Annotated in this window: 14 protein-coding genes; 13 read left to right on the top strand and 1 reads right to left on the bottom strand. The window is 64.8% G+C overall.

Annotated elements, in window-relative coordinates; all coding sequences use genetic code 11:
* The first annotated feature begins 4 nt into the window (after positions 1-4).
* The 3 genes from J4D28_RS02430 to feaR all read left to right on the top strand — a co-directional run bounded on the left by J4D28_RS02430 (position 5) and on the right by feaR (position 3,177).
* Positions 5-1,531: an APC family permease gene (locus tag J4D28_RS02430; protein ID WP_028684160.1), complete on the top strand. Its 1,527-nt coding sequence runs from the start codon at positions 5-7 to the stop codon at positions 1,529-1,531.
* Positions 1,497-2,090, top strand: coding sequence for a DUF3156 family protein (locus J4D28_RS02425; protein WP_177477858.1), 594 nt, complete (start codon positions 1,497-1,499; stop codon positions 2,088-2,090). Before J4D28_RS02430 ends, J4D28_RS02425 begins: the two co-directional genes overlap by 35 nt.
* 148 nt (positions 2,091-2,238) lie before the next feature.
* On the top strand, positions 2,239-3,177 hold the full coding sequence (feaR, locus tag J4D28_RS02420) for a transcriptional regulator FeaR (RefSeq protein ID WP_041983590.1): 939 nt from the start codon (positions 2,239-2,241) through the stop codon (positions 3,175-3,177).
* 169 nt (positions 3,178-3,346) lie between these two features.
* On the opposite strand, the gene J4D28_RS02415 is transcribed toward feaR, so the two are convergent.
* Positions 3,347-4,150: a helix-turn-helix transcriptional regulator gene (locus J4D28_RS02415; protein ID WP_009049223.1), complete on the bottom strand. Its 804-nt coding sequence runs from the start codon at positions 4,148-4,150 to the stop codon at positions 3,347-3,349.
* Positions 4,151-4,380: 230 nt separating this feature from the next.
* Between J4D28_RS02415 and J4D28_RS02410 the strand changes: the two genes are divergently transcribed.
* The 10 genes from J4D28_RS02410 to J4D28_RS02365 all read left to right on the top strand — a co-directional run bounded on the left by J4D28_RS02410 (position 4,381) and on the right by J4D28_RS02365 (position 21,915).
* Complete coding sequence (locus J4D28_RS02410; RefSeq protein ID WP_103330674.1) at positions 4,381-5,745, top strand: APC family permease; 1,365 nt, start codon at positions 4,381-4,383, stop codon at positions 5,743-5,745.
* Between the two features lie 9 nt (positions 5,746-5,754).
* The gene (locus J4D28_RS02405; RefSeq protein ID WP_103330675.1) at positions 5,755-6,855 is read left to right on the top strand and encodes a P1 family peptidase; all 1,101 of its coding nucleotides are present in this window, start codon (positions 5,755-5,757) and stop codon (positions 6,853-6,855) included.
* 299 nt (positions 6,856-7,154) lie between these two features.
* A complete protein-coding gene (locus J4D28_RS02400) occupies positions 7,155-8,603 on the top strand; it encodes a serralysin family metalloprotease (RefSeq protein WP_009049220.1) in 1,449 nt (482 codons plus the stop codon).
* 105 nt (positions 8,604-8,708) lie between these two features.
* Positions 8,709-9,092, top strand: coding sequence for an AprI/Inh family metalloprotease inhibitor (locus J4D28_RS02395; protein ID WP_009049219.1), 384 nt, complete (start codon positions 8,709-8,711; stop codon positions 9,090-9,092).
* Between the two features lie 238 nt (positions 9,093-9,330).
* On the top strand, positions 9,331-11,148 hold the full coding sequence (locus J4D28_RS02390; protein ID WP_016705118.1) for a type I secretion system permease/ATPase: 1,818 nt from the start codon (positions 9,331-9,333) through the stop codon (positions 11,146-11,148).
* A 14-nt stretch (positions 11,149-11,162) separates the two neighbouring features.
* Positions 11,163-12,479 (top strand): HlyD family type I secretion periplasmic adaptor subunit, encoded by a 1,317-nt coding sequence (locus tag J4D28_RS02385; protein ID WP_009049217.1) that lies wholly within the window; start codon positions 11,163-11,165, stop codon positions 12,477-12,479.
* Between the two features lie 2 nt (positions 12,480-12,481).
* Positions 12,482-13,837, top strand: coding sequence for a TolC family outer membrane protein (locus J4D28_RS02380; RefSeq protein WP_009049216.1), 1,356 nt, complete (start codon positions 12,482-12,484; stop codon positions 13,835-13,837).
* Between the two features lie 72 nt (positions 13,838-13,909).
* Positions 13,910-16,897, top strand: coding sequence for an autotransporter serine protease (locus J4D28_RS02375; RefSeq protein WP_103330676.1), 2,988 nt, complete (start codon positions 13,910-13,912; stop codon positions 16,895-16,897).
* Positions 16,898-17,093: 196 nt separating this feature from the next.
* Complete coding sequence (locus J4D28_RS02370; RefSeq protein ID WP_103330677.1) at positions 17,094-20,177, top strand: autotransporter serine protease; 3,084 nt, start codon at positions 17,094-17,096, stop codon at positions 20,175-20,177.
* Positions 20,178-20,214: 37 nt separating this feature from the next.
* Positions 20,215-21,915 (top strand): polyurethanase, encoded by a 1,701-nt coding sequence (locus J4D28_RS02365; RefSeq protein WP_103330678.1) that lies wholly within the window; start codon positions 20,215-20,217, stop codon positions 21,913-21,915.
* Positions 21,916-22,081: the final 166 nt, after the last annotated feature.

Genomic DNA, 22,081 nt, shown 5'->3' with positions numbered 1-22,081 from the left:
CACCATGTCTTTCAACGACAGACTCACCCGCCACCTGAACCAGGGCGTGGTCGGCTTTCCCACGGCCCTGGCCAGCGCCGTCGGCCTGATCATGGCCAGCCCGGTGATCCTCACCGCCACCACCGGCTTCGGCATCGGCGGCGGGGCGTTCGCCGCGGCCATGCTGATCGCGATGCTGATGATGCTCGCGCAATCGACGACCTTCGCCGAAGCGGCCTGCATGATTCCCACCACCGGCTCGGTGTATGACTACCTGGCCTGCGGCCTGGGGCGCTTCTTCGCGATCACCGGGACCATTTCCGCCTACCTGATCGTGCATGTGTTCGCCGGCACGGCGGAAACCATCCTCAGCGGCGTCATGGCCCTGGTGAACTTCGAGTCCCTCAACACCCTGCTGGAACAGAGCGGCAGCGCCTGGCTGGTGGGTGTCGGGCTGGTGATCTTCTTCGGTCTGCTGAACGCCGTGGGCATCACCGCGTTCAGCCGCGCCGAGGTGATCCTCACCTTCGGCATGTGGACCACCCTGATCATCTTCGGCGTGGTCGGGGTGTTCAAGGCGCCGGCGGTGGAGCTGAACGGCTGGTTCGGCGAGTCGATGGTCGGCACCGACCTGACCACCATCCTTTCGCTGGTGGGCATGGCCATGTTCATGTTCGTCGGTTGCGAATTCGTCACGCCGCTGACGCCGGAGGTGCGCAAGGCGGCGAAAACCATCCCCCGGGCCATGGCCCTGGGCCTGGTGGGCGTGGCCACCTGCATGTTCATCTACGGCGCGGCGATGAAGCGCCAGGTGGCGAACACTGCGCTGAGCGAAGACGGCAGCGTGCACTTGCTGGACACGCCCATGGCCATCCCGCAGTTCGCCGAGCAGGTGATGGGGCCGTACGGGCGGATCTGGCTGGGCGTCGGCCTGCTGTTCGCCGGGGCGGCGACCATCAACACGCTGATGGCCGGGCTGCCGCGCATCCTCTATGGCATGGCGCTGGACGGCGCGCTGCCCAAGGCCTTCACCTACCTGCACCCGCGCTTCAAGACGCCGCTGCTGTGCATCGCCGTGGCGGTGCTGATCCCGTGCCTGCACGCCTGGTGGCTGGGCGGCAGCACCGACAACATCATGCACCTGGTGCTGGCCGCGGTCTGTGCCTGGAGCACCGCCTACCTGCTGGTGACCCTGGCGGTGGTGGTGCTGCGCATCCGCCGCCCGGATTTGCCACGGGCCTACAAGTCGCCCTGGTTCCCGCTGCCGCAGATCGTCTCGTCGATCGGCATCCTCCTGGGCATGTGGTTCATCACGCCGCCGGGGATGAACCCGCGGGACATCTACGTGCCCTTTGGCAGCATGCTCGGCCTGACGGCGATCTATGCGCTGGTCTGGACGGTCTTCGTGCAGAAGGTCAACCCGTTCCGCCCGGTGCCGGTGGAGGAGGTGCTGGAGAATGCCTTCAACCTGCAATCCCCTGAAACCCAAGCGCAGACCCTGCCTGGAGCCAAGCCCGATGAGCAGTACAAGCTGGCGGCAAAACCTCTCTGAGTTCTGGCGGCGGCCACCCTCGGGTTATCGCCCGGGGGCGACCCTGAACCAGTTGTGCCGCGACCTGCCGGGGCTCGACTGTGCCGCGCAGGCACCCGGGCTGGCGCACTTCACCTGGGCCGAGGAGGGCTTGGGCTTCGAGGTACAGGAGCTGCCACAGGCGCAGTTCCTGATGCACCTGGTGGTCTGCGAATTTCGCCTGCGCGTCCCCGGTTCGCCGGGGCCGCAGGCGCGGATCGATATCCGCCATACCGGCGCGATCCGTCGCCAGGGCGTCACTGCCAGCCTGAAGCAGGGCGCTCAGGAAGAGTGGGCGGGGCTGTTGCAGCAGTTGCACAGCGATCCGCAACTGCTGGCGGCGTTGCTGCCGCTGGACTTCAAGCGCCTGCAACTGCAGCGCGACGAGCAGGGCTGGCTGGTGCGCCTGGAGCATTTCGGCGCCAGCGAGGTGGTCAACCGGCTGCCCGGTTTCCGCCGTTATATCCGCCTGAGCGCCGAGCAGCGTGGCGCCTTGCTGGCGGCTTTCAAGCGCCTGCATTCACTGTTGCGCAATCACTGAGCCATGCCCACCCGTGCTGGCACAGCCCGTGCTTAGGCTATAACAGACTATCCATTGCGCCGCGCTTCCTTGCCCGGCAAATAGATAACATGTTAATGATATCGCCATAACAACAAAGGCGGTTTCAGCCGGCTTCTGGAGGTGCACAGTGCTTGCTTCGCAAAGTTTCGGTTCCTGGATTGACGCATTGCAGGGGGTTTGCGGTCGCTTCGACGCCCGCCAGGCGTTGAACTCGGCGTTGTTCATCGGTGAAGTCGGCTTGCGCGACTACGCCGGGCTCGAAGTGGCGCAGATCCGCACCAATGCCGGACTGATCTCGCGCAAAAGCACCAGCGTCGATCACGAAGACGACCGCTTCTGCTTCTTGATCATGCAGCGTAGCGGCCATGCCCAGATCAGCCAGGGCGGCGAGCGCATCGAGCTGGCGCCGGGGGAAATGGCCTTGCTGGACTCGGCCGGGGCCTGTGAAATTGTCCCTCACGGCTTGATCGAACATGCCTCGCTGCATTTGTCCCGGGACGAGGTGTATCGCCATCTGCCGGCGCAGCAGCGCAAGTTCGGCAAGCTCTCGCAGAATTGCGCCAGTGGCCGTTTGATGCGCCTGCTGGTGGAGCAGATCTGTGGCGACGAGCTGCAAGGTTGCGCCGCCCAGCAGGAAGGCCAGGCGTTGCAGGAAGCGCTGATCGCCTTGCTCGGCCCGACCCTGCGCCAGACGCCCGGCGCGAGCCTCGACGGTTACGACAGCCAGCACGGCGGCTGCCTGCGCAGCCAGGCCCGGCAGTTGATCAACCAGTCCCTCACCGAGCCCAACCTGACCCCGGTATCACTGGCCAGCCAGATGAATATCTCGGTGCGCCAGCTGTACCGGCTGTTCGAAGAGCAGGGCGACAGCGTCTGCCGTTTCATCCAGCGCGCGCGCCTCGACCGCAGCGCGGCGGACCTGAGCAACCCGCGCCTGCGCCACGCGTCGATCACCGACATTGCCTTCAAGTGGGGGTTCACCGACTCGGCGCACTTCAGCCGCACCTTCAAGAAGCATTTCGAGCAGTCGCCGCGGGATTACCGGGCTCGTTCGCTGAACGCCTGAGGTCCGATCAACCCCAATCCTGTAGGAGCGAGCTTGCTCGCGATAGGGCCGGTGCATTCAACAGGGTTGTCGCCCGCAGGATTGCCATCGCGAGCAAGCTCGCTCCTACAGTTGGGCTGGTTTGCCTGTAGGAGCCAGCGAGCTTGCTCGCGACAAAACCGGTGATGCCTTACGGATTCTCCAGGTCGTGCCCCAGGGACTGGATAAACAGCGAGAACAGTTCCGGCTGTGAAGAAATGTCCAGCTTGGCGTAGAGATGGCGCCGGTGCACCTTGATGGTGTCCGGCGAGATCTTCAGCCGCTCGGCCATGGCCTTGGAAGAAAAACCGCGGAGGATCAGCCGGGCGATCTCCACTTCCCGATCCGACAAAACGCCACAGCCGAAATGACTGAGGGCGTCGCGGATCTGGCTGGCCATTTCTTCCGCGGCGGGCGCTGGCGGACGCTGGTTGCTTTGCTGCCAGTGCTGCTGCATCAGCGGCAGGACCCAGGCCGAGAAGGTGGTGAGCTGGCCGATTTCCTCGGCGCTGAACGGTCGCTGCATGCCCAGCGACAGGGACAGGGTGCCGGCCTCCGGGATCTGCAGGATGAACTGCAGCTCGTCCTCCAGCACGTTGTCGTGGAAGTAGCTGGAGAAATACTCGGTCTGCCGGAAATGGTCCGGCGCCACTTCTTCCAGGCGGTACAGGCCGTTGGGGTAGCCCTCGCGGCAGGCCTGGAAAAACGGGTCCAGCAGGTACAGGCCGTTGAGGTAGGTGAGCATCGACGCCGGCTTGTCCGAGGGCTCGGCATCGTATTCCTCGAGGGCGATGGGCAGGCCGTTGTGGGGATAGAAGATCGCCAGGGCGTTATCGAACGGCAAGGCCTGGTGCAGCAACAGCACCAGTTGCTTCCAGAAGCGCTCGCCGCCGATCTGCGAGAGGGTGCGCCCGAGTCCGGCATGCATGCCGATTTCCCTGAACAGAGTGATCAAATAGGTGGCTCCGCGTCGATGCTGCTATGGCCTGGCGTGCTGCTTTGCGCCAGCTGGAAGCACGGTTTCGGCGATTTGCCCGGCCACGTCAAGGGGGAGTACGCCAATAGGGGAATTGGCCCTGTACCCCCGGCTGCCTAAAGTGGCCTCCATCAAGTGCGACCCAGAGCGCATCCGCCTGACATTCTTCGTTTCTGCCTCAGACCAAAAATAACCACGAGGATAACGACATGAGCTCTCCCTGCGCGCCGCAAGGCGCCCTGAAACCCACGCTGAGCGTGTTCGATGTGGTGGCCATTACCGTGTCGGGCGTGACCCCGGCCAGTTCGGTCTTCGTCATCGCGCCGTTCGCCATTCACCAGGCCGGCAGCGGGGTGTTCCTGGCCTTTGTCATGGCCGGGCTGCTGGCCCTGATGTTCGCCTTCTGCTATGCCGAACTGGGCCGCGCCCACAACAGCGCCGGCGGCGAGTACGTGTACGCCAAGCGGGTGTTCGGCGGCATGGCCGGTTACGCGACCTTTCTCACGGTGCTGGTGATGTTGCTGTTCATTCCGCCGGTGCTGGCCACCGGCGCGGCGACTTACCTGAACAACGCCCTGGGCACGCGTTTCGATTCGCAGACTGTGGCCCTGGTGATCGTGGTCTGTAGCTATGCGCTGGGCATCCTCAATATCAAGCTCAACGCCTGGATCACCGGAACCTGCCTGCTGCTGGAGATTGCCGCGCTGCTGGTGATCGTGTTCCTGGGCTTCGGCAACGCCTCGCAGCCGGCGAGCATCCTGCTGCAACCGCAGATCGTCGAGAACGGCGTGCTGCACATGGCGCCCTGGGCCCTGGTGATCGGCGCGGTGGGTATCGGCCTGTTTTCCTACAACGGTTACGGCCCGGCGGTGCTGCTGGCCGAAGACATGAAATGCAAGGGGCAGGGCGTGCACAAGGCGGTGCTCTGGTCGCTGGCGCTGGTGGTGATCATCGAACTGGTGCCGCTGACCGCGTTGCTGATCGGCGCGCCGTCCCTCAGCGCCATGCTCGCCAGTCCCGACCCCATCGGCTACCTGCTCACCAGCCACGGCAACGAAACCCTGTCGCGGGTGGTCAGCGCCGGGATCTTCCTGTCGGTGTTCAATGCGATTGTCGCCATCGTGATCCAGATCGGCCGGGTGGTGTTCTCCAGTGGCCGCGATGCCTTGTGGACGCCGGGCATCAATCGCCTGTTCACGCGCATTCATCCGCGCTGGGACTCGCCATGGCTGGCCACGCTGTTCCTGGCCGTTCCCTCGGCGGTACTCAGTTTCAGCTCGAACCTGGCCGACCTGACCTCGTTCAGTGTGCTGCTGATCATGCTGGTGTACCTGATCGTCGCCCTCAGCGCGCTGATGAGCCGGGTGCTGCTGCACAATCGCGAGCATCCGTACCGCATGCCGCTGTGGCCGTTACCGGCGCTGCTGGCGGTGATCGGCGCCGGTTATCTGTTGTTCAATCTGTTCCTGGACGCTTCGCTCAGGGACATCATGGTGATCGTCGGCCTGCTGGCGCTGTCGGTGATCCTGTATGGCACCAACGGCCGGTTCAGCCCGGCGTTCCAGAAACTCTAAGGAGAAGTCATGCGCGCACGTCAATTGGGGATCAGCCTGGGCCTGGGTACTCCCGGCCCCTTCAATGCCATCACCGATGTTCCGGGGGTACGGGTAGGCCACAGCACCCTCAGGACCACGGTCGACGGCAAGCAGGTGCGTACCGGGGTGACCCTGATCCAGCCCCGCGAAGGCTTTGCCCGGCTGCAACCCTGTTTCGCCGGCTGCCATGTGCTCAACGGCAACGGCGATGCCACCGGGCTGGAGTGGATCCGCGAGGCGGGCCTGCTGACCACGCCGCTGGCCATCACCAACACCCACAGCGTCGGCGTGGTGCGCGACGCGCTGATCGCCGAGGAGCATGCAAGCCTGGCGGACCCTTCGGAATACTGGTGCATGCCGGTGGTGATGGAGACCTACGACGGCCTGCTCAACGACATCTGGGGCCAGCATGTCGGCCCGCAGCAGGTGCGCGAGGCGCTGACCAATGCCGAGTCCGGGCCGGTGCGCGAGGGCGCGGTGGGCGGCGGCACCGGCATGATCTGCCATGAGTTCAAGGGCGGGATCGGCACGGCTTCGCGCCGGGTGCCGGGGGAGCAGGGCGGCTACACGGTCGGCGCGCTGGTGCAGGCCAACCACGGCAAGCGCGAGGAGTTGCGGGTCGACGGTTATCCGGTGGGGCGGCAATTGACTGGCATTCCGTCGCCCTTCGCCCAGCGCGGTACGCCGGGCATGGGCTCGATCGTGGTGATCCTGGCCACCGACGCGCCCTTGTTGCCGCACCAGTGCCAGCGCCTGGCGCAGCGCGCGTCGATCGGCATCGCCCGCACCGGCGGCGGCACCGAGGATTCCAGCGGCGATATCTTCCTGGCTTTCGCCACCGGCAACCGCGACCTGCCGCCTTCTGCCTATGGGCGCGAGGGCGTGCCCTTCAGCACGCCCCTGGCGATGCTCAACAACGATTACATCTCGGCGCTGTTCAGCGCCGCCGCCGAAGCGGTGGAGGAGGCCATCGTCAACGCCTTGCTGGCCGGCGAACCGATGACCGCGGACAGTGGCGCGAGCGTTCCGGCACTGACCGGGGAAACCTTGTTGGAAGCCATGAAACTAACTGGATGGAACAAACTTTGATGAACTAAAAACTGCGACGTAGTCGGCAAAACTATCTGTACTGTTATTTAATATTTAAATTCGAGATTGTCGGACAATTATCAACGGGTATTGAGGCTTAAAGAATATTTCGACTCACCAGTCATTGTTTTCGGGAGTTTGCTGGAACAGCGAAAATCAGGCGTCAAAAAGTAGTGGACGCCTGATTTCAAATTGTGTCAGGTTGCTTACGCCCGGATAGGGCGAGTGATAGGACGATCTCGCCAGGGATTGTCGCTATCGGACAAAAACTGTTCCATTGATTACAAGGAAGTGTGTTTATGTCGAAAGTTAAATCGAAAGCTATTGTGACCGCCGAACAAGAACTCGTGCCTTTGGCCGCGGCAAGTTCGGCTTACAACCAGATCAATAGCTTCAGCCATCAGTATGACCGGGGCGGCAATCTGACGGTCAATGGCAAACCCTCCTACACGGTCGATCAAGCCGCTACCCAGATACTGCGCGACGGTGCTGCGTACCAGGACCTCAACGGCAGCGGCAAGATCGAACTGACCTATACCTTCCTGACCTCGGCGTCCTCGAGCACCCTGTACAAACATGGCATCTCCGGGTTCAGCCAGTTCAGCGCCCAGCAGAAGGCCCAGGCCGTGCTGTCCATGCAGTCCTGGGCGGATGTGGCCAATGTCACCTTCACCGAAAAGGCTTCCGGTGGTGACGGTCACATGACCTTCGGCAACTACAGCGGCGGTCAGGACGGCGCGGCGGCCTTCGCCTACCTGCCGGGCACCGGTGCTGGCTACGACGGGACGTCCTGGTACCTGATCAACAGCAGCTACACCCAGAACAAGAACCCCGATCTGAACAACTACGGCCGGCAGACGCTGACCCACGAGATCGGCCACACCCTGGGCCTGGCTCACCCTGGCGACTACAACGCCGGGAATGGCAACCCGACCTATAACGACGCGACCTACGGACAGGACACGCGCGGTTACAGCGTCATGAGCTACTGGAGCGAAAGCAATACCAGCCAGAACTTCAGCAAGGCCGGCGTCGAAGCCTATTCGTCCGGCCCGCTGATGGACGATATCGCGGCGATCCAGAAGCTCTACGGGGCCAACACCACCACCCGTACCGGCGACACCACCTACGGCTTCAACTCCAACACCGGTCGCGACTTCCTCAGCGCGACCTCGTCGGCGGACAAGCTGGTGTTCTCGGTATGGGACGCGGGCGGCAAGGACACCCTGGACTTCTCCGGTTTTACCCAGAACCAGAAGATCAACCTCAATGAAACCTCGTTCTCCGACGTTGGCGGCCTGGTGGGCAACGTGTCCATTGCCAAGGGCGTCACCGTCGAGAACGCCATCGGCGGTTCCGGCAGCGATCTGCTGATCGGCAACAAGGTGGCCAACGAGCTCAAGGGCGGTGCCGGCAACGACATCCTCTACGGCGGTGGTGGGGCGGACAAACTCTGGGGTGGCTCGGGTGCCGATACCTTCGTCTTCGGTGCCAGCTCGGACTCCGCTCCGGGTGCCGCCGACCAGATCCTGGATTTTGTCAGCGGCCTGGACAAGATCGATCTGACCGGCATCACCAAGGGCGCCGGGCTGCACTTCGTGAACGCGTTCACCGGTAATGCCGGCGACGCGATCCTCAGCACCTCGGCTGGCAACAGCACCTTGTCGGTGGACTTCTCCGGGCACGGCGTGGCGGACTTCCTGGTCAGCACCGTCGGCCAGGCGGCCTACACCGACATCGTCGCCTGAGTCATTGCGGTAAAGTAAAGGAAGGAGGGTGGCGCCCAGGCGTCGCCCTCCGACCTTGCATTGACTGGCGAACTGCCTGAGGCTGTGCCCCGGAGTGACCCCCTTATGATTCGAACTGCCTTGATCGCTAAGGCCGGCGCGTACCTGATCGCGACGCTGATGATGTTTTATGGAGAGACAAGCATGGCAAGCAGCCTGAGATTGGCGGACCCCGCGGAACTGGCCGGACACTGGCAACTGTCGCAGCCGGCACAACCTGCCAGCCACTGTGCCCTGGACCTCGAGCTGAACGGCACCCTGGGCGCCGGCGCCGAGTGTTTTTCCGCCTGGCTGGGCGATTCGGCCATCGGCTGGTTTCCCGAGCCGGACGGTATTGCCGTGACCGGCAAAGAGGGCTCGAAGATCATCTTTTTAAGTCGCCAGAAAGAAGGCTTATATCAAGGCACTTTGAAATCAGGCATAACGATTATATTGCAGCGAGCCCCCTGAACAATCGCGGCTGTATGCATCTTTAAATGTATCTGTATGGATAAGCGTATAAGGCAGTGCCATATACGCGATGTCCTTCGTTCGATTAAAGACAACTAAATAACTAGAACTCCGTTTCGTCTGGCGGTAGAGTCCTTTCGCCTGTCCGCCACAATAATCCAATAATGTCCCGACTCTAGTACGGGCGGTTTATTTGTCCTGCGCCCCTGGCACGGGATATACAGCTCAGGAAAGACCAATGAAGATGGCGAAGACCACTGCACCGCTGTTCAAGGCACTGGGCGATTACAAAGGCATTCTGATCAGCGTCGGGTGTTTCACCGCTCTGATCAACGTGCTGATGCTGGTCCCCTCGATCTACATGCTCCAGGTCTACGACCGGGTACTTTCCTCGCAGAACGAAACCACCCTGGCGATGCTGTCGCTGATGGTGGTCGGGTTCTTCGCGTTCATCGGCCTGCTGGAGGTGGTGCGCAGCTTCATCGTCATCCGCATCGGCAGTCAGCTGGAGCGGCGTTTCAACCTGCGGGTCTACCAGGCGGCGTTCGAGCGCAACCTGTTTCGTGGCGAAGGGCATGCCGGGCAGTCCCTGGGCGACCTGACCCATATCCGCCAGTTCGTCACCGGACCTGCGTTGTTCGCCTTCTTCGACGCGCCCTGGTTCCCCGTCTACCTGTTCGTGATCTTCCTGTTCAATACCTGGCTGGGGGTGTTCGCCACTGCGGGCGCGGTCTTGCTGATCGCCCTGGCATACCTCAACGAGGCCATGACCAAGAAGCCCTTGGGCGAGGCCAGCGGCTATTCGCAGAAGTCCACGCAACTGGCCACCAGCCACCTGCATAACGCCGAGACCATCCAGGCCATGGGCATGCTCGGCGCGCTGCGCAAGCGCTGGTTCGAGGTGCATTCGCGCTTTCTCGGCCTGCAGAACCAGGCCAGCGACACCGGCGCGGTCATCAGCTCGCTGAGCAAGACCCTGCGCCTGTGCCTGCAATCGCTGGTGCTGGGCCTGGGCGCCTTGCTGGTGATCAAGGGCGACATGACCGCCGGCATGATGATCGCCGGCTCGATCCTGATGGGCCGGGTGCTGAGCCCGATCGACCAGTTGATCGCCGTGTGGAAACAGTGGAGTTCCGCCAAGCTGGCCTACCAGCGCCTGGACTCCCTGTTGCAGGCCTTTCCACCGAGCGACACGGCGATGTCGTTGCCCGCGCCCAAGGGCCAGGTGAGTTTCGAGCAGGTCAGCGCCGGCCCACCGGGCAAGCGCATGGCGACCTTGCAGCAGGTCAGTTTCAACCTCGGAGCGGGGGAGGTGCTGGGCGTGCTCGGCGCTTCCGGTTCCGGCAAATCCACACTGGCCCGGGTGCTGGTGGGCGTATGGCCGACCCTGGCCGGCACGGTGCGCCTGGACGGCGCCGATATCCATCGCTGGAACCGCAACGAACTGGGGCCCTACATCGGTTACCTGCCCCAGGACATCGAGCTGTTTTCCGGGAGCATCGCCGAGAACATCGCGCGCTTTCAGGAGGCTGACCCGCAGAAGGTGGTGCAGGCCGCGCAACAGGCGGGCGTGCACGAACTGATCCTGCGCCTGCCCCAGGGCTACGACACCTTGCTGGGTGATGACGGCAGTGGCCTGTCCGGCGGCCAGAAGCAGCGCGTGGCCCTGGCCCGGGCACTGTATGGCCAGCCACGGCTGGTGGTGCTCGACGAACCGAACTCCAACCTCGACACCGTGGGCGAAAGCGCCCTGGCGTCCGCCATCGCGCAGATGAAGGCCCAGGGCACCAGCGTGATCCTGGTCACCCATCGTTCCTCGGCGCTGGCCCAGGCCGACAAGCTGCTGGTGCTCAACGAAGGGCGCCTGCAGGCCTTCGGCCCGAGCCAGGAGGTGCTCAAGGCGCTGTCCAGTGGTGCCCAGGCTCAGGCACAAAATCAACACCAGGCCCAGCCCCAGGAACAGCAGCAGCGGGAAAAAACCTCGGCCCCGACGGCCCCGGGCGGCTTGAGCATGAGCCGCCAGTATCAGGCCCCGACACGGAACCCAGGCGCATGAGCAAGGACAGCGAAATGATGATCGAACAAGGTTATGCGCCGGAGCGTCCCGAGCGCGATGCGCGGTTTTTCGCGCGTATGGGTTGGGTGCTGGCGCTGGCCGGCGCCGGCAGCTTTTTTCTCTGGGCAGCCCTGGCGCCGCTGGACCAGGGCATCCCGGTGCAAGGCACGGTGGTGGTCTCGGGCAAGCGCAAGGCCGTGCAATCCATGAGCGGTGGCGTGGTCAGCCGGATCCTGGTGCGTGAAGGCGAGGCGGTGAAGCAGGGCCAGCCGCTGTTCCGCCTGGACCAGACCCAGGTCGAGGCCGACGTGCAGTCGCTGCAAGCGCAGTACCGCATGGCCTGGGCCAGCCTGGCACGCTGGCAGAGCGAGCGCGATAACCTCAAGCAGGTGAATTTCCCAGAGGCCCTGAGCGCCGATCCCGACCCACGCCTGGCCCTGGTCCTGGAAGGCCAGCGGCAACTGTTCAGCAGCCGGCGCGAGGCTTTCGCCCGCGAGCAGGCGGGGATCCGCGCCAGTATCGAAGGCGCCACCGCGCAACTGGCGGGGATGCGCCGGGCGCGCACCGACCTCAACAACCAGGCCGAATCCCTGCGCCAACAGCTGGCCAACCTGCAGCCTCTGGCGGACAACGGCTACATCCCGCGCAACCGCCTGATGGAGTACCAGCGCCAGTTGTCCCAGGTGCAGCAGGAACTGGCGCAGAACACCGGCGAAAGCGGGCGGGTGGAGCAGGGCATTCTCGAGTCGCGGCTCAAGTTGCAGCAGCACAGCGAGGAGTACCAGAAGGAAGTGCGCAGCCAGTTGGCCGACGCGCAGCTGAAAAGCCTGACCCTGGAACAGCAACTGACCTCGGCCGGTTTCGACCTGCAGCACAGCGAGATCCTCGCCCCGGCCGACGGCATCGCGGTCAACCTCGGGGTGCACACCGAAGGCGCCGTGGTCCGCCCCGGGGAAAACCTGCTGGAGATCGTGCCCCAGGGCACGCGCCTGGAAGTGGAAGGGCACCTGCCGGTGAACCTGATCGACAAGGTCGGCAGCCACTTGCCGGTGGACATCCTGTTCACCGCCTTCAACCAGAGCCGCACGCCGCGGGTGTCCGGCGAGGTCAGCCTGATCTCCGCCGACCAGATGGTCGATGAAAAGACCGGGGTGCCTTATTACGTGCTGCGCAGCAGCGTCAGCGACCAGGCCATGGAAAAGCTCAATGGCCTGGTGATCAAGCCGGGCATGCCGGCGGAGATGTTCGTCCGCACCGGCGAGCGCTCGCTGCTCAATTACCTATTCAAACCCCTGCTCGACCGGGCGGGTTCCGCATTGACCGAGGAATAAGGATGTTCCGTCGCATGAGTCAGCTTTCCATCTTCGGAGCTACAGTCGCTTTGCTGGTATGCACCAACGCCCAGGCCATGGGGCCGTTCCAGGTCTACGAACAGGCCCTGCGCAACGACCCGGTGTTCCTCGGGGCGATCAAGGAGCGCGATGCCGGCCTGGAAAACCGCATCATCGGTCGCGCCGGGCTGCTGCCGAAACTCAACTACAGCTACAACAAGGGCCGCAACAACTCCGAGGCCACCGTGCCCGACGGCCGCGGCGGCACCAGCCACGATGACCGCAACTACGACAGCTACGGCTCGACCTTCACCCTGCAACAGCCGCTGATCGACTACGAGGCCTATGCCTCCTACCGCAAGGGCGTGGCCCAGGCGCTGTTCGCCGACGAGAACTTTCGCGGCAAGAGCCAGGAGCTGCTGGTACGGGTGCTGACCTTTTACACCCAGGCGCTGTTCGCCCAGGATCAGATCGAGATCGCCCAGGCCAAGAAGAAGGCCTTCGAACAGCAGTTCCAGCAGAACGAGCACATGTTTCGCCAGGGCGAGGGCACCCGCACCGACATCCTCGAAGCGGAATCGCGCTACGAGCTGGCGACCGCCGAGGAGATCGAGGCCCGCGACGAGCAGGACGCGGCGCTGCGCGAGCTGGGGGCGTTGATCGGCGTGCCGACCGTGGACATCCGCGATCTCGACCCGCTGCGCGATCGTTTCGAGTCTTTCACCCTGTCGCCGGCCAACTACGACGCCTGGCATGAACTTGCGATCAGCAACAACCCGAACCTGGCCTCCCAGCGCCACGCCGTGGAAGTGGCGCGTTACGAGATCGAGCGCAACCGCGCCGGCCACCTGCCGCGGCTCAGTGCCTATGCCACCTCGCGCCGGGTCGAGTCGGAAAGCGGCAACACCTACAACCAGCGCTATGACACCAACACCATCGGCATCGAAATCAGCATGCCGCTGTACGCCGGTGGCGGCGTCTCGGCGGCCACCCGCCAGGCCAGCCGGACCATGGAGCAGGCCGAGTACGAGCTGGATTCGCAGACCCGCACCACCCTGATCGAGCTGCGGCGCCAGTTCAGCGCCTGCCTGTCCGGGGTCAGCAAGCTGCGCGCTTATCAGAAGGCGCTGACCTCGGCCGAGGCCCTGGTGATCTCGACCAAGCAGAGCATCCTCGGCGGCGAACGGGTCAACCTCGACGCGCTGAACGCCGAGCAACAGCTGTACACCACACGGCGCGACCTGGCGCAGGCCCGTTACGACTATTTGATGGCCTGGACCAAGTTGCACTACTACGCAGGCACCCTGCGTGAAGATGACCTGGCCCGGGTCGACGAAGCCTTCAGGCCCGGCTCATGAACTGACAAAAAGGCGGCCGCGGGCGGCCCGACCTGACATTTTCGACAAAAACAAAAAACGAGAAGTCATCACATGGATAGACGCTTTTATCAGCTCAAGGCGCTGAGTCGCCGCTCGTTGCTGGCCTGTTCCACGCTATCGGCGGTGGCACTGCCCGGCATGGTCCAGGCGCAGTACCAGGAAACCGGCCAGTTGGGGGTGCCGGCCAGCTGGCAATCGGCCGAATACACCCAGGACTGGGGCCTGGAACGCATGCGCGCCAGCTCCGCCTATGCCGCCGGGATCACCGGCAGCGGGGTAAAGATCGGCGCCCTCGACTCGGGCTTCGACGCCAGCCACGGCGAAGCATCGCCCGAGCGCTTCCACGGGGTCACCGCCAGCGGCACTTATGTCGATGGCTCGCCGTTCAGCGTCTCCGGGGTGCTCAACGGCAACAACGACAGCCATGGCACCCATGTCACCGGCACCATGGGCGCGGCCCGCGATGGCGTTGGCATGCACGGCGTGGCCTTCAATGCCCAGGTCTACGTGGGCAACACCAACAAGAACGACAGCTTTCTGTTCGGCCCGACCCCGGACCCGCAGTATTTCAAGGCGGTGTACGGGGCCCTGGCGGATGCCGGGGTGCGCGCCATCAACAACAGCTGGGGCAGCCAGCCGCCGGGTGTCAGCTACCAGACCCTGGGCGACCTGCACGCCGCCTATGCCCAGCACTATGGCCAGGGCACCTGGCTGGACGCGGCCGCCGATATATCGCGCCAGGGCGTGATCAATGTGTTCAGCGCCGGCAACAGCGGTTACGCCAACGCCAGCGTGCGCGCGGCGCTGCCGTACTTCCAGCCGGAGCTGGAAGGCCACTGGCTGGCGGTGTCCGGCCTGGATGCGAATAACCAGCAGCGCTACAACCAGTGCGGCATCGCCAAGTACTGGTGCGTGGCCGCGCCCGGGCGGTTGATCTCCAGCACCGTGCCGGGCGGCGGTTACGCCACCAAGTCCGGCACCTCGATGGCCGCGCCCCATGCCACGGGCGCGCTGGCCCTGGTGATGGAGCGTTATCCCTACATGAATAACCAGCAGGCCCTGGAGGTGCTGCTGACCACCGCCACCCAGCTGGACGGTTCGATCACCGAGGCGCCCACCCGCCTGGTCGGCTGGGGCGTGCCCAACCTGGAGCGGGCCATGCACGGTCCCGGGCAGTTGCTGGGGACGTTCGACGCCAACCTGGGCGCCGGGCAGGGCGATGTCTGGAGCAACGACATCTCGGACAAGGCGCTGTTGCAGCGCCAGGGCGAAGACGCCGCCGAGCACGCGGCCTGGCAACAGACCCTGAAGGACAAGGGCTGGGAAAACGGCCTGGGTGCCGGCGCCAGCCAGCAGGACAAGACCGACTACGCCGTCGGCATGGCCCGCGACGCGGCCGCGGCGCAGCGGGTGTACGAAGGCAGCCTGATCAAGTCTGGCGCCGGCTGGCTGGTGCTCAGCGGCAACAACAGCTATCGCGGGGCGACCACGGTCAATGGCGGCTTGCTGACGGTCAATGGCTCGCTGGCCTCCAGCGTCACGGTCAATGACGGCGGCACCCTCGGCGGTTCCGGCCGCATCGGCGCGTTGCTGGCCAACAGCGGCGCCACGGTGGCCCCGGGCAATTCCATCGGCACCTTGCAGGTGGCGGGGGACGTGACCTTCCAGCCGGGCTCGACCTATGCCGTGGAGCTGTCGCCCACCAGCAGCGACCGCATCGTCGCCGGCGGCAAGGCCACCCTCAACGGCGCCGGGGTCACCCTGGCCCTGGAAAACAGCCCGCAGTTGCTCAGCCTGGAACAGACGCAAAGCCTGATCGGCAGCCAGTACCAGATCCTCCAGGCGGCGAACGGGATCGACGGACGCTTCGGCTCGGTGGAGCCGAACTACCTGTTCCTCGGTGGCAGCCTCGATTATTCGGCCAGTGGCGTGCAACTGAGCATCGGGCGTAACGCCACCTCGTTCGCCAGTGTCGGCCTGACCCCGAACCAGCGCTCGGTGGCCGCCGCCGCCGAGCAGCTGGGGGCAGGCAACCCGGTGTATGAAAGCCTGCTGCGCTCGCCGAGCGCCGGTGTGGCGCAACAGGCGTTCCAGCAACTGTCCGGGGAAATCTACCCGGCGCTGGGTTCGATGCTGCTCAACGACAGCCGTCAGCTGCGCGAGGCGGTCGGCGAGCGTCTGCAGGTGCCGGGCGCGGTGGTGCAGAGCGAGGGCAACCTCTGGCTCAAAGTGCTGGGCGCCTGGGGCAAGAACGACGGCAGCCACGACACCGAGGCCTACAACACGTCCATCGGCGGGTTGCTGCTGGGGGCCGACGGCGCGCTCAGCGACAGCACGCGCCTGGGCGCCTTCGCCGGCTACAGCGACAGCTCCCTGAGCATGGGCGGCGGCACTCATTCCAAGGCCTCCGTGGACAGCTATCACCTGGGCACCTACCTCGGCCACGAGCTGGGCGCCTGGCGCCTGAGCGCGGGCGCGGCCCACAGCTGGCATCGCGCCGACGTCAAGCGCGACCTGCAGTTCGGCGAAGTCAGCGGCAAGCAGAAAGCCAAGGTCGATGCCCGCACCAGCCAGGTCTTCGGCGAAGCGGCTTATCGCCTGGACCTGCCGGCGCTGGCCCTGGAACCGTTCGCCAACCTGGCCTACGTGCACCTGCACCGCGACAGCTTCAGCGAGAAGGGCGATGCCGCCGCGTTGAAAGGCGGCAGCGACAGCCGCGAAGCCGCACTCAGCACCCTCGGCCTGCGTGCCCTGAAAAGCCTCGAACTGTCCGGGCAAACCCGCCTGGACCTTTCCGGCTCCCTGGGCTGGCAGCACAACCTGAGCAACACCCGGGCCGAAGAGCACCTGGCCTTTGCGTCCGGTGGCACGCCGTTCAGCGTCGAAAGCACCTCGCTGCCGCGCAATGCCGCGCTGGTCGGCGCCCATGCCAGCCTGGCGTTGAGTCGCGACCTGCGCCTGAGCCTGGACTACAACGGCCAACTGGCCAGCCGCGAGAAGAACCACGGGGCAGGGCTGAGCCTGAACTGGCAGTTCTGACCCGGCTTTTGACACCGCCGTGCTGACGCAAGGTCGCGTCGGCACGGCACAGCAGCTATCGGCACAGCACGGGTCGCCGTTGGCGGGCCGGCTGTTCGGTAAAACCAGCCGCGTCGGGTCTGGCGCGGTGTTTCTATCAAGGTAATTGTTTCTAGCAAGGCAACTATTTCCAGCAAGGCAACTAAGGAAGGTACCGATGAAATACAGCTTTACGGGGGCTGCTCCGGCAGCCAACAGCCTGGTGCGCGCCTCCTGCGGCGCTTTGATCTGTGGCCTGGCCGCGGCGGGTAGCGCCCAGGCCGCGCCTTATGTGGAAGGCGGCAAGCCGGGCGATCCCGGCAGTTGGCGCAGTGCCGAGTTCAATGCCGAATGGGGCCTGGGGGCGATCCACGCCGAGCAGGCGTATGCCGCCGGTTATACCGGCAAGGGCGTCAAGCTGGGGATCTTCGACCAGCCGGTGTATGCCCAGCACCCGGAATTCAGCGGCAACAACAAGGTGATCACCCTGGTCACCAGCGGCATCCGCGAATACACCGACCCCTACATTCCGGTCAAGGCCGGCGATGCCTTCCGTTATGACGGCACGCCTTCGGTGGGTTCCGACGGCAAGCTTGGCTCCCACGGCACCCACGTCGGCGGGATCGCCGCTGGCAGCCGCGACGGTGGGCCGATGCATGGCGTGGCCTTCGACGCGCAGATCATCAGTGCCGAGAACGGCGACCCGGGCCCCGAGGACGGGATCATTCTCGGCAACGACGGCGCGGTCTACCGGGCCGGCTGGGACGCCCTGGTGAACAGCGGCGCGCGGATCATCAACAACAGCTGGGGCATCGGCATCACCGATCGCTTCGACCAGGGTGGTCGCGACCCGGCCTTTCCGCATTTCACCGTGCAGGACGCCCAGTTGCAGTTCGACCAGATCCAGCCGCTGCTGGGCACCCGCCAGGGTGGCGCCTACAGCGGGGCGATCGACGCCGCTCGCGGTGGCGTGCTGACCATCTTCGCCGCCGGTAACGACTACAACCTGAACAACCCGGACGCCATTGCCGGCCTGGCCTATTTCGTGCCGGAAATCGCGCCGAACTGGATGACGGTAGCGGCCTTGCAGGTGAACCCGGACACCGCCAGCCCCAATCCCTACACCCTCAGTACCTTCTCCTCGCGCTGCGGCTACACCGCGAGCTTCTGCGTCTCGGCGCCGGGTACACGGGTCTACAGTGCGGTGATCGGCGGCACCAACCTGGACGACATGACCATCGGCTATGCCAACAAGAGCGGCACCTCCATGGCCGCGCCCCATGTGGCGGGCGCGGCGGCGGTGTTGATGGAGCGCTTTCCGTACATGAGCGCTTCGCAGATCGCCACGGTGCTGAGGACCACCGCCACCGACATGGGCGATCCGGGCATCGACGCGTTGTACGGCTGGGGCATGATCAATCTGCAAAAGGGCATCGACGGCCCGGGCATGTTCGTCACCGAAGCGGACATTCCCCAGGAGTTCCGGGTCGAAGGCGCCTACGGCTCCGGCCAGTTCGTCGTCGACCTGCCCGGCATCGGCGCCGTGGTGGATGCCGGCAAACCCACCGAGCGCCTGTGCACTGGCCTGTCTTGCGGGCTGGATGTCTGGCGCAACGACATTTCCGGCCACGGCGGCCTGACCAAGCAGGGCATCGGCACCCTGGTGCTGACCGGCAACAACAGCTACAGCGGCCCGACCCTGGTCAATCAGGGACGCCTGGCCATCAATGGTTCGCTGGCGTCTGCCGTGACGGTCAATGACAGCGGCATCCTCGGTGGCAACGGGCGCATCGCCGCGCTGACTGCCAACCGTGGCGGTACCGTGGCGCCGGGCAACTCCATCGGCACCTTGCAGGTAGCGGGCGACGTGACCCTGCAACCGGGTTCGACCTACGCGGTGGAGCTGTCGCCGACCAGCAGCGACCAGATAGTCGCCGGCGGCAAGGCCACTGTGGAAGGAGCCAACGTGACCCTGGCCCTGGAGAACAGCCCGACCCTGCTCAGCGCCCGCGAGGCGCAAAGCCTGCTGGGCCGCCAATACAACATCCTGCAGGCGGCCGGTGGCATCGAAGGCCGTTTCGGTTCGGTGGCGCCGAACTACCTGTTCATTGGTGGCAGCCTCGATTACTCGGCCACCGGCGTGCAGTTGCAGGTCGCGCGTAACGCGACGTCCTTCAGCGATGTCGGCCTGACCCCGAACCAGCGCTCCGTGGCGGCCGCCGCCGAGCAACTGGGGGCGGGCAATCCGGTGTATGAAAGCCTGCTGCTGTCGGAAAACGCCGCCAGCGCGCAACAGGCCTTCCAGCAATTGACCGGGGAGATCCATCCGGCCATCGGTACGCTGCTGATCAACGACAGCCGCCAGCTGCGCGATGCGGTGGGCGACCGTCTGCGTCAGGACGGCCTGCTCGATTCGTCGGCGCCCGCGGCCAGCGACAACAACGTGTGGTTCAAGGTGCTGGGGGCCTGGGGCAAGGCCGACGGCGGTTATGACCATGCCAACTACACCACCTCGATCGGCGGCCTGCTCGCCGGGGTCGATGGCTTGATCGCCGAGGACACTCGTCTGGGCCTGTTCACCGGCTACAGCGACAGCTCCCTGAGCATGGGCGATGGCACCCATTCCTCGGCCTCGGTGGACAGCTATCACCTGGGTGCCTACCTGGGCCACCAGCTGGATGCCGTGCGTCTGAGCGTCGGCGGTTCCTACAGCTGGCATCGCATCGATGTGAAGCGCGACCTGCAATACGGAGAGTTCTCCGACCGGCAGAAGGTCAAGCGTGACGCCCAGACCGCCCAGCTGTTCACCGAAGCAGCATGGCAAGTGGCGCTGCCAGGCGTGGCCCTGGAGCCCTTCGTCAATCTGGCCTACGTGCATGTGGGCAGCGACAGCTTCCGCGAAAAAGGCGGGGCCACCGCCCTGCGCAGTGGCGATGACAACCGCGACGCGGTGCTCTCGACCCTCGGCCTGCGGGCCAGCAAACGCTTTGCCCTGTCCGATGCCCGGCAGCTGGAACTGGCCGGCACCCTCGGCTGGCAGCACAACCTGAGCGACACCAGCTCGGATCAGCACCTGGCTTTTGCCAATGGTGGTTCGTTCAACATACAGAGCGTTGCGCTGGATCGTAACGCCGCTGTGGTCGGGGCTCGCGCCGGCCTGTTGCTGGGGCGCGATACCCGGGTAAACCTGGACTACAACGGCCTGCTGGGTTCTCGGGACAAGAGTCACGGGGTCGGCCTGACCCTGGACTGGCAGTTCTGAGGCCTGCGGGCCAATGACCATAAGAGTGAGACACAACATGGGTGTATTCGATTACCGGAGTTTCAAGGGCGAGGCGGGCAAGGCGTTGTACAGCGATGCCCTGGCCTTGACGCTCTACGCCTACACGCCCACCGGGCAGCCGCTGGCGTCGGGCTGGACGGCGATTGGCGCCGAGCGGCTGGGGTATCAGGGCAAGGTCGGGCCCCAGGGCACCTTCTTCGGCGAGCAGCCGGGCTTTACCAGCGCCGAAGTGGAAGTGCTGGGGCGTTATGACGAGGCCGGCAAGCTGCTGTCGATCGGCATCGCCTTTCGCGGCACCGGCGGGCTGGGCTTGAGCGATACCCTGGGCGATATCAAGAACAACCTGCTGGCGGCGGTCGGGCCGGTGGGTTACGCGGCGAACTACAGCAAGAATGCCTTCGACAAGCTGTTCGCCAGCGTCGCCGAGTTCGCCAAGGCCCAGGGCCTGAGCGGCCAGGATGTGCTGGTCAGCGGCCACAGCCTGGGCGGCCTGGGGGTCAACAGCCTGGCCGAGCTGAGCGGCGAGCACTGGGGCGGTTTCTACGCCGACGCCCGCTATGTGGCGTTCGCCTCGCCGACCCAGAGCCCGGGGGACAAGGTGCTGAACATCGGCTACGAAAACGACCCGGTGTTCAGGGTGCTCGACGGCACCACCTTCAACGCCTCGTCCCTGGGCAGCCATGACAAGGTCCAGGCGTCGGCGACCAACAACATCGTCAACTTCAACGAGCACTATGCGTCGACCCTGGAGAACCTGCTGCCGCAGAGCATCCTCAACCCGCTGTCGTGGAAGGCCCACGGCTCCGCGGGTTACGCCGATGGCTTGAACCGGGTGGTCGATTCGGCGTTCTACGACCTGACCGGCAAGGACTCGACCCTGATCGTCTCCACGCTGTCCGAGAGCAGTCGCGGCAAGACCTGGGTCGAGGACCTCAATCGCAATGCCGAGCCGCACAAGGGCAGTACCTTTATCTTCGGCACCGATGGCAATGATCTGCTCAAGGGCGGGCGCGGCAACGACTTCATCGAAGGCCGCGACGGCAACGACACCTTCCGCGACGAGGGTGGCTACAACATCCTGCTGGGCGGCAAGGGGCATAACGTCTTCGACCTGCAGCAGTCGTTGGGCAAGTTCAGCGTGGTCAACGATGGCGACGGCAGCCTGTACGTGCGCGATGCCTATGGCGGCATCAGCATGACCCGCGACATCGGTGCGCTGGTGAGCAAGGAGCCGGGTTTTGCCTGGGGCCTGTTCAGCAAGGAGGTGACCCACAGCGTGACCGACCAGGGCCTGCTGGCCGGCAACCAGCTGACCCCCTACAACCACTCGCTCAATGGCGACGCCTACGGCAATGCGCTGGTGGCCAGCGTCGATGGCGACTGGTTGTTCGGGCACGGGGGCGACGATGTGCTGCGCAGCGACAAGAGCGACGTGACCTTTGTCGGCGGCGCCGGCAACGATGTCATGTACTCCAGCGGCGGCGGGGCCAACACCTTCCTGTTCAGCGGCGCCTTCGGCTTCGACGCGATCCATGGCTACCAGGGCAGCGACAAGCTGGTGTTCATGGGCGTGGCGGGCGCGGGGCAGGGCTACGACTACACGCAGCACCTGTCACAGAATGGCCAGGACACCTTGCTCAGCGTCGGCGACTACGCCGTGACGCTGGTCGGGGTCGCGCCGGACAGTCTCTCCGCAGGGGGGATCGTCTTCGCCTAGATAAGAGCGGCAAAAGGCATTGCACTAAGGGCGGGGCGTCTGTTGAGGGCGTCCCGTCCGCGTGAGCTATCTCGAGGATCTGTCCAAAAAGTCGGCGAGCGAAGGTCAGGCAAGGCAAAAACAGGCGAGGAAGCGGAGTGTAGGGACCTACATGAGCATTCCGAGC

This window comes from Pseudomonas sp. GW531-T4 (assembly GCF_017349615.1).
GTDB lineage: Bacteria > Pseudomonadota > Gammaproteobacteria > Pseudomonadales > Pseudomonadaceae > Aquipseudomonas > Aquipseudomonas chlororaphis_I.
The sequence above is the reverse complement of the archived record's forward strand: the minus strand, read 5'-3'. Positions and strand labels throughout refer to the sequence as shown.

Excerpts from the sequence above, each read along its gene's own strand:
- J4D28_RS02430 (WP_028684160.1), top strand. The coding sequence starts at position 5 with ATGTCTTTCAACGACAGACTCACCCGCCACCTGAACCAGGGCGTGGTC.
- J4D28_RS02425 (WP_177477858.1), top strand. The coding sequence starts at position 1,497 with ATGAGCAGTACAAGCTGGCGGCAAAACCTCTCTGAGTTCTGGCGGCGG.
- J4D28_RS02410 (WP_103330674.1), top strand. The coding sequence starts at position 4,381 with ATGAGCTCTCCCTGCGCGCCGCAAGGCGCCCTGAAACCCACGCTGAGC.
- J4D28_RS02405 (WP_103330675.1), top strand. The coding sequence starts at position 5,755 with ATGCGCGCACGTCAATTGGGGATCAGCCTGGGCCTGGGTACTCCCGGC.
- J4D28_RS02400 (WP_009049220.1), top strand. The coding sequence starts at position 7,155 with ATGTCGAAAGTTAAATCGAAAGCTATTGTGACCGCCGAACAAGAACTC.
- J4D28_RS02395 (WP_009049219.1), top strand. The coding sequence starts at position 8,709 with ATGATTCGAACTGCCTTGATCGCTAAGGCCGGCGCGTACCTGATCGCG.
- J4D28_RS02390 (WP_016705118.1), top strand. The coding sequence starts at position 9,331 with ATGAAGATGGCGAAGACCACTGCACCGCTGTTCAAGGCACTGGGCGAT.
- J4D28_RS02385 (WP_009049217.1), top strand. The coding sequence starts at position 11,163 with ATGATGATCGAACAAGGTTATGCGCCGGAGCGTCCCGAGCGCGATGCG.
- J4D28_RS02380 (WP_009049216.1), top strand. The coding sequence starts at position 12,482 with ATGTTCCGTCGCATGAGTCAGCTTTCCATCTTCGGAGCTACAGTCGCT.
- J4D28_RS02375 (WP_103330676.1), top strand. The coding sequence starts at position 13,910 with ATGGATAGACGCTTTTATCAGCTCAAGGCGCTGAGTCGCCGCTCGTTG.
- J4D28_RS02370 (WP_103330677.1), top strand. The coding sequence starts at position 17,094 with ATGAAATACAGCTTTACGGGGGCTGCTCCGGCAGCCAACAGCCTGGTG.
- J4D28_RS02365 (WP_103330678.1), top strand. The coding sequence starts at position 20,215 with ATGGGTGTATTCGATTACCGGAGTTTCAAGGGCGAGGCGGGCAAGGCG.